Source organism: Glutamicibacter sp. BSL13, assembly GCF_052928425.1.
This window is the reverse complement of the sequence record NZ_JAVGCZ010000116.1, coordinates 1-7,474: the sequence shown is the minus strand read 5'-3', so window position 1 is coordinate 7,474 and position 7,474 is coordinate 1. Positions and strand designations below refer to the sequence as shown.

The following is a 7,474-nucleotide window of genomic DNA, read 5'->3' as shown; positions in this document are numbered from 1 at the left end:
CGGGGGCGCGGCGGCGCCCGGCCGGGCGGGGCCGGGGGCTGGGCACCACGTTGATCGCGTCGGTGGGCAGTTCGGTGGGCGGGGCGCAGCGCTGCTCGGGATCCAGCGGGACCACCTTGGCGCTGGTGGTGCGGGGTGCGGTGTGCCCCGCGGCGTGCGGCACGCTGGCGGAGGGGCGGGCCGCGGCGGGGCGTGGCCCCTGCCGGTGCTCCGTCATCGACCCGCTGCCGGGGTGCGCCGCACCGGTGCCCGCGTCCTGGGCGTCTGGTTCGCCGTTCCCCTCGGGTCGCTTGGGGGTCGGTCGACGAGGCATTCGTGGTGGTCGCTGAGCCATGCTCCCCCATTCTTTGGTCTGTGGCCGGCGGTACCGTGCGGCGGTACGCGTCGTTAAACGACGAAGCCCGCCGGCAGGTTCCTACCGACGAGCTTAATCGCTATCACTGGCAATTAGCTGTTGAAACGCGGGAAGGCGCTGGCGCCGGCGTAGATAGCTGCATCACCGAGGTCCTCCTCGATGCGCAGCAGCTGGTTGTACTTGGCCACGCGCTCGGAGCGGGCCGGGGCGCCGGTCTTGATCTGTCCGGCGTTGGTGGCCACGCAGATCTCGGCGATGGTCACGTCCTCGGTCTCCCCCGAACGGTGCGAGGTGATGGTGGTGTAGCCGGCACGCTGGGCCATGGTGATCGCATCCAGGGTTTCGGTCAGCGAACCGATTTGGTTGACCTTGACCAGCAGCGAGTTGGCGATGTCCTTCTCGATGCCCTCGGCCAGGCGCTGCGGGTTGGTGACGAACAGGTCATCGCCCACCAGCTGCACCTTCTCCCCGATCGCGTCGGTCAGGGTCTTCCAGCCCTCCCAGTCGTTCTCATCCAGCGGGTCCTCGATGGAGACCAGCGGGAAGTCGGCGACCAGCTGGGCGTAGTAGTCGCTCATCTGCTGGGCCGAACGCTGCTGGCCCTCAAACTGGTAGGAGCCGTTCTCGAAGAACTCGGAGGAGGCCACGTCCAGCGCCAGGGCGATGTCCTGGCCCGGGGTGTAGCCGGCCCGCTGGATCGCCTCGGTGATCAGCTCCAGGGCGGCACGGTTGCTGGGCAGGTTCGGGGCGAAGCCGCCCTCGTCGCCCAGGCCGGTGGACAGGCCCTTTTCCTTCAGCACGGACTTGAGGTTGTGGTAGACCTCAACACCCCAGCGCAGGGCCTCGGAGAAGGTCTCGGCGCCGATCGGGGCGATCATGAACTCCTGGATGTCCACGTCGGAGTCGGCGTGCGAACCGCCGTTGAGGATGTTCATCAGCGGCACCGGCAGCACGTGGGCGTTCGGGCCGCCCAGGTACTTGAACAGCGGCAGGTTGGCGCTGGTGGCGGCGGCGGTGGCCACGGCCAGGGAGACGCCCAGGATGGCGTTGGCGCCCAGCTTGGACTTGTTGCTGGTGCCGTCCAGGTCGATCATGGCCTGGTCGATGGCACGCTGGTCGGTGGCATCCATGCCTTCCAGTTCCCCGGCGATCTCTTCGATCACTGCCTCAACGGCACCGAGCACGCCCTTGCCCTGGTAGCGCTTCTTGTCTCCGTCGCGGCGCTCCGCGGCCTCGAACTGCCCGGTGGAGGCGCCCGAGGGAACAGCCGCGCGGCCGTGGGAGCCGTCGGTGAGCAGGACTTCGACCTCAACGGTCGGGTTGCCGCGGGAATCAAGGATTTCACGCGCGTGGATGGCGTCAATCAATGCCATGAGTTTGGACTCCTTGTATAAAGGGGTGGTCGAGGGGCAAGTCAATCCAGCGGTCCAGATTGACCGTTGGCACCGTTGCCTGGTTCCTAGCCTAGCGCTTACCCGGGGTTTCCGGCGACGATGTGTCATCACCGGGCTGGGCATAGCGGGCCGTCAGCGCGTCGCGCAGCACCGCCTCCGCGTCCAGGCCCAGTTCGCTGGCCCGAGCGGTGAGCCCCATCAGGGCCGCGGCGAGCTGCTGCTCGTCGTTCACCGCCGCAGCCAGCGCTCCCCCGCCCTGGTGCTCGGGCGCCACCGGCCGCCCGGCGCGGGCCTGGCGGGAAAGCAGCTTCTGGGACAGGGTCAGGGCCGGCAGCCCGGCAGGCGGCCCGGCCCGAGGCCGGCGCCCGCGCTGTTCCTCCGCCTTGGCCGCATCCCAGGTCTCGATGATGGTGGCCACATCCTGGGTGATGTCCCCGCGCAGCTCCCCGTGCTCGTCGAAGATGTGCCGGTTGCGGCGCAGCATCTTCTGGCGCAGCCCGTTGGCCACGTCGTCGAAGCCGAACTGTCCGGCCTCGCTGGCGATCTGGGCGTGCAGCACGATCTGCAGCAGCAGGTCCCCCAGTTCGTCGCGCAGCTCCTGCGGGTTTCCGGCCCCGATCGCGTCGATCACCTCATAGGCCTCCTCCACCAGGTAGGTGCGCAGCGACTGGTGGGTCAGCGCCCGCGTCCAGGCGCAGTGGGTGCGCAGGATCCCGATGGTCTCCAGCAGTTGCTCGGTCTCGGTTTCAGCCATGAAAACCATGCTAATCCCCGCAACCCGCGCTGCTGGCCCCACCCGGTGGCCTACGCTGGGGGTGATGGGCGTCGCAGCGAGCACGCTGGGCGTCCTCCCCGGTCCCGGAACGCGCGTAGCGCCCCCGTGCCGCTGCACGGGGGCAATGCCCTGCCGGGACCCGCCCACCATCCGGGAACCTGCGAAAGGACCTGCCATGACCGAGCCGCACACCCTCACCAGCCCCCAGTTTCTCGATCAGCTGCCCAGTGAACTGTTCATCGGCGGGCAGTGGCGCGAAGGCACCTCCCAGCGCACGCTGCGCACCACCAACCCCTTTGACGACACCCTGCTGGCCGAGATCCGCCAGGCCTCCACGGCCGATGTGGATGCGGCCTACCAGGCGGCCGCCGACGCCCAGCCGGGCTGGGCCAGCCTGCCTCCGGCCAAGCGCAGCGCCGTGCTGGGCAAGGCGGCGGACTACCTGCAGGAGCACTTCGAGCAGGTGCTGCAGCTGCTGGTCGCCGAATCCGGCTCCAGCCACCTGAAGGCGAACATCGAACTGTCCGGCACGATCGCCGCGATCCGGGAGGCGGCCACCTTCCCCACCCGCGTGCACGGCAAGATCCTGCCCTCCAACGCCCCGGGCAAGGAAAACCGCGTCTACCGCGAACCGGTCGGGGTGGTGGCGGTAATCAGCCCCTGGAATTTCCCGCTGCTGCTTTCGGCGCGCTCGGTGGCCCCGGCCCTGGCGCTGGGCAACACGGTGGTGCTCAAGCCGGCCTCGGACACCCCGTTGACCGGTGCCCTGGTGTTGGCCAAGGCGTTTGAACAGGCCGGGCTGGCGCCCGGGGCGCTGAACACCGTGATCGGTTCCGGCTCGGAGATCGGGGATCATGTGGTCACCCACCCCACCCCCTCCCTGGTCTCCTTCACCGGCTCCACCCCGGTGGGCCAGAACGTGGGCAAGCTGGCGATCGCCGGCGAGCGCATGAAGCGGGTCTCGCTGGAACTGGGCGGCAACGCCCCGTTCGTGGTGCTCTCCGACGCGGACCTGGACCAGGCGGTGAAGGCCGCAGCGCTGGGCAAGTTCCTGCACCAGGGCCAGATCTGCATGGCGATCAACCGGATCATCGTCGAGGACGCCGTCTACGTTGAGTTCGTCGAACGCTTCGCCGCCCAGGTCAAGGAACTGAAGTATGGGGACGCGGCCGACCCTGCCACCCTGGTCGGGCCGATCATCAACGACTCGCAGCTGGCCGGCCTGCGCGGCAAGATCGACACCGCCCGCGAGCAGGGCGCCCGGCCGGTGGTGGCCGGCCCGATCACCGGGCGGGTCATCGCCCCACACGTCTTCGCGGAGGTGACCTCGGAAATGGAGCTGTTCCGCGAGGAGATCTTCGGGCCGGTGGTCGGCATTACCCGGGCGGCGGATGAGGCCGAGGCGCTGCGCCTGGCCAACGACACCGAGTTCGGGCTCTCCTCGGCCGTGTTCACCAGCGACATCGAGCGCGGGGTGCGTTTTGCCCGCGGCATCAAGGCCGGGATGACGCACATCAACGACATCACCGCCAACGATGAACCGCACGTGATGTTCGGCGGGGAGAAGAACTCCGGGCTGGGGCGCTTCAACGGCGAGTGGGCGATCGAGGAGTTCACCACCGACCACTGGATCGGCGTGCAGGGCACCGCCAAGAAGTACCCGTTCTAGCGTTCCAGTAAACACCAGCACTGCGGGGCGGCACCTTCAGCTAAGGTGCCGCCGTCAGTGCGTTGTTGCCGAGTCCCACGCCCGCGCCTCGAACACCATGATCGGCTCGTGTCCCCGGAAGGGCGTGCGCCGCCAGGTGCCCCATACCGCGCTGACCTTGAACCCCGCCGCCTGCAGCTGCCGTGCCAGGGTGGACCGGTCGCGGAAGGTCAGCAGCGTTTCCTGCCCGATCCTCTCCCCGGTGGCCAGAAAGTGGTTGTCGAATCGCAGCAGGACCCGCCCGTGGCCTTGTTCGGTGACAGTGCACCGTTCCGCCAGCGGTCCGTGCGGGGTGTGCCTGATTTCGGGTTCCTCCTGTCCCCAGGTTTCCCAGGCCCGCGCCGCGGGGTTCCGGGATTCGAAGGCCAGCACCGCCCCGGCAGCCGCCCGGGCGCGCAGGTCCGACAGGGTCCGCTGCCACTGTGGATCGGCAATGTGCTGGGCAACGTTGCCCGTCATCACCATGAGGTCGTAGGGTCCGTCCGGCAGCAGTCGGCTGTCGCCGTGGACCCAGCGCACCGCCTGGGCGCTGGGACGGCGGCGGGCGTAGTCGAGCATCGCGGCGGAGGGGTCCACTCCGGTGACCCGCCGGCCCGGCCCGGCGAAGGTGACGGTCCGGATTCCGGTGCCGCACCCCAGATCCAGGATGCTGTTGGCCGCATGACGTGCAGCCAGCTCCCGGTAGTAGTCATGATCCGGCCCGTCGGGATTGTCCGCGTCGTAGAGGTCGACGAGCCGGGCCGCGTATTGCTCCCCCATGCCTTTCACTGCTCCCCGCTGCCAAGCACGGCGGGCCGGCGCCGGGCAATCGCGTGGATTACCCGGCACCGGCCCGCGGTGCGTGTTTCAGCCACCCGCGGTGGATGGCTGAGGTGGATGCTTAGTCCTCATCGTCCTCGTCGAAGTCGTCTTCGTCGTACTCATCGTCGAAGTCATCATCCTCGTCGTCCAGCAGGTCCGCGTAGGCGTCGTTGATGTACTCGACCATCATCTCGCGCACCTCCAGCGGCACGAAGGCGGCCTCGGCGGCGTTCAGGGTCAGATCCAGCAGGTCTTCCAGGTCGTAGTCGAACGCCTCCACCAGCAGCTCGTACTCGTCCGAGAGCGTGGTGCCGCTCATCAGCCGGTTGTCCGGGGAGATGGTCACGTTGAACCCGGTCTGCACCAGCAGGTCGATCGGATGGTTCTCGATGCCCTGGCCAAATCCGGCGCTCGCCCCGGTCTGCAGGTTCGAGGACGGGCAGATTTCCAGCGGAATGCCGCGTTCACGCACCCAGTTGGCGACCTGGCCCAGCGAAACCAGGCCGGTGTCCTCCCCCACCTGCTCGCCTTCATCGTCCACCCCACCGAATTCGATGGTGATGTCCTCGGCGATGCGCACCCCGTGGCCCAGGCGCTGGGCGCGGCCGATCAGGATGGCCTCCTTGATGGAGTCGATCCCGGCCGCCTCACCGGCGTGCACGGTGGTGGGGAAGAAGTTCTCGGCCAGCAGGTCGAACGCCTCGGCCATGCGCGAGGGCGGGAAGCCCTCCTCGGCGCCGGCGATGTCGAAGCCGACCACCCCGTCGCCGCGGTGGCGCAGCGCCAGCTCGGCGATCTCCTTGCCGCGATCGGCGTGGCGCATCGCGGTGACCAGCTGGCCCACCTGGATCAGGTGGCCTTCCTCGGTCAGCCGCTCCACGGCCTCGTCCAGGCCCGCCTGCACCGCCTCCACGGCCTCGTCCAGGCTCAGCCCCTTGGCCAGGTGCTGTTCCGGCGCCCAGCGCACCTCACCGTAGATGACCCCGTCGGCGACCAGGTCCTCCACGAACTCGCTGGCCACCCGCTGCAGGGCGCCCTTGGTCTGCATCACCGCGATGGTGTGCTCAAAGGTTTCCAGGTAGCGCGGCAGCGACCCGGAGTCGGCGGACTCACGGAACCATTCGCCCAGTGATTCGGCGTCGTCCGCGGGCAGGGTGTGGCCCACCTCGGCTGCCAGTTCGATGATGGTCTGCGGGCGCAGCCCACCATCCAGGTGGTCGTGCAGGGAGATTTTGGGCAGATCGCGGAAGTCGAATTCGGGATCATAGGCAAGATGAATCAGTTCTTCAGTCACAGTGTCGAGCCTAGCCGCATTTGGGCCGGACAGATAGCCACCACGGCTGAAGAAAAGGACACATCTTGGGGGCGGTTATTGGTGCTGCGGGTTAATTCGCGTCCAGCTCACCGGGCGGGACGGTTTCACGGGCTTTTCCCTCCGCGCCGCCGCGCTCGGCCTGCAGCCGCCGCAGTCGCTTGCGGTGCACCGCCTCCAGGATCTTGTTCACGATCCGGTCGATGATGAACCCCAGCACCAGGGCGATCGCCACCGAGAGCACCACGCCCAGCAGCTTGTTGTCAGACAGCCAGTTTCCGGCGACCGCGCCGATCCCCACCGAGTAGCCGCCCCAGGTGATGCACCCGATGACGTCGAAGAACGTGAAACGCTGGTAGGAGTAGCCGGTCGCCCCGGCGGTCAGGTTCACCGCTACGCGCCCCAGCGGGATGTAGCGGGCGGTGAAGATCAGCAGCGCACCGGAGGTTTCCAGTTTGCGGGCCGCGAAGTCCAGCACCCTCTTGGCCCGGCCCGAACGCATCCACGCGAACTGCCGGTAGCCGATGCTGCGTCCAATCCGGAAGGTGATCTGGTCGCCGATGATGGCTCCGGCCACCCCGATCAAAAAGATCAGCAGCAGGTTGGGGCTGCCGCTGCCGAAGCCGACCGCGGCCAGCGACACCAGGAAGGTCTCCGAGGGAACGACCGGGAACACGCCGTCGATCAGGCAGAAGGCAAACAGCAACGGCAAAACCCACCAGGCGCTGGCGGCCTGCATGATTGCCTCATTGACCATTTCCATGGGTGCGTACGTCGCTTCCTCGCTGCCCGGAGCCGTCCCCCGGGCTTCTGCCTTCCATTGTCTCCCACCGGGCCGGGCACGCACACCCCCGAAAGTGATGATCTGCGCCGGCCCGGTCTCCACCCGTGGGTTGAGGCCGTTGGGCCAGGAGAATTCTTGTCTGGCACAACGAACCGCGCCGGGCAGAAGTTCCGCCGCGCCAGCTGATTCACCGGCACTGCGCACCTGCACCAGGGCAAGGCCGTGGACCGATCCGGCGCGGCATACGCCACGGGCCGCCGGCTCCCACCGGTGGTGGAGGCAGGCGGCCCGTGGCCGTGCAGCGGCTGGGTTTCACCCCGCTAGCTGGCGGTGATGCGCTCGATG

Annotated in this window: 7 protein-coding genes; 1 reads left to right on the top strand and 6 read right to left on the bottom strand. The window is 68.3% G+C overall.

Annotated elements, in window-relative coordinates; genetic code table 11:
- The 3 genes from RCJ92_RS14140 to RCJ92_RS14130 all read right to left on the bottom strand — a co-directional run.
- Nucleotides 1–313: hypothetical protein (locus tag RCJ92_RS14140; RefSeq protein ID WP_446754882.1), on the bottom strand; the 313-nt coding region annotated here is incomplete at its 3' end.
- Nucleotides 314–447: 134 nt separating this feature from the next.
- Entirely contained in the window at nt 448–1,728 is a 1,281-nt protein-coding gene (gene eno / locus RCJ92_RS14135) for a phosphopyruvate hydratase (protein WP_138173582.1), read from the bottom strand.
- A 91-nt stretch (nt 1,729–1,819) separates the two neighbouring features.
- Nucleotides 1,820–2,503 carry a MazG nucleotide pyrophosphohydrolase domain-containing protein gene (locus tag RCJ92_RS14130; RefSeq protein WP_446754881.1) on the bottom strand — a complete coding sequence of 228 codons (684 nt, stop codon included), beginning with the start codon at nt 2,501–2,503 and terminating at the stop codon, nt 1,820–1,822.
- Between the two features lie 196 nt (nt 2,504–2,699).
- Here RCJ92_RS14130 and RCJ92_RS14125 point away from each other — a divergent pair, with 196 nt between their 5' ends.
- The gene (locus RCJ92_RS14125; protein WP_446754880.1) at nt 2,700–4,193 is read left to right on the top strand and encodes an aldehyde dehydrogenase family protein; all 1,494 of its coding nucleotides are present in this window, start codon (nt 2,700–2,702) and stop codon (nt 4,191–4,193) included.
- Between the two features lie 54 nt (nt 4,194–4,247).
- On the opposite strand, the gene RCJ92_RS14120 is transcribed toward RCJ92_RS14125, so the two are convergent.
- The 3 genes from RCJ92_RS14120 to RCJ92_RS14110 form a co-directional block, all read right to left on the bottom strand.
- Complete coding sequence (locus tag RCJ92_RS14120) at nt 4,248–4,991, bottom strand: class I SAM-dependent methyltransferase (protein ID WP_446754879.1); 744 nt, start codon at nt 4,989–4,991, stop codon at nt 4,248–4,250.
- A 121-nt stretch (nt 4,992–5,112) separates the two neighbouring features.
- Complete coding sequence (locus RCJ92_RS14115; RefSeq protein ID WP_446754878.1) at nt 5,113–6,327, bottom strand: adenosine deaminase; 1,215 nt, start codon at nt 6,325–6,327, stop codon at nt 5,113–5,115.
- A 91-nt stretch (nt 6,328–6,418) separates the two neighbouring features.
- Nucleotides 6,419–7,108, bottom strand: a complete 690-nt coding sequence (locus RCJ92_RS14110) for a DedA family protein (protein ID WP_138173574.1) — start codon at nt 7,106–7,108, stop codon at nt 6,419–6,421.
- Nucleotides 7,109–7,474: the final 366 nt, after the last annotated feature.

Coding starts and splice junctions, on each gene's coding strand:
- RCJ92_RS14130 (WP_446754881.1), bottom strand. CDS start 2,503: ATGGCTGAAACCGAGACCGAGCAACTGCTGGAGACCATCGGGATCCTG.
- RCJ92_RS14120 (WP_446754879.1), bottom strand. CDS start 4,991: ATGGGGGAGCAATACGCGGCCCGGCTCGTCGACCTCTACGACGCGGAC.
- eno (WP_138173582.1), bottom strand. CDS start 1,728: ATGGCATTGATTGACGCCATCCACGCGCGTGAAATCCTTGATTCCCGC.
- RCJ92_RS14125 (WP_446754880.1), top strand. CDS start 2,700: ATGACCGAGCCGCACACCCTCACCAGCCCCCAGTTTCTCGATCAGCTG.
- RCJ92_RS14110 (WP_138173574.1), bottom strand. CDS start 7,108: ATGGAAATGGTCAATGAGGCAATCATGCAGGCCGCCAGCGCCTGGTGG.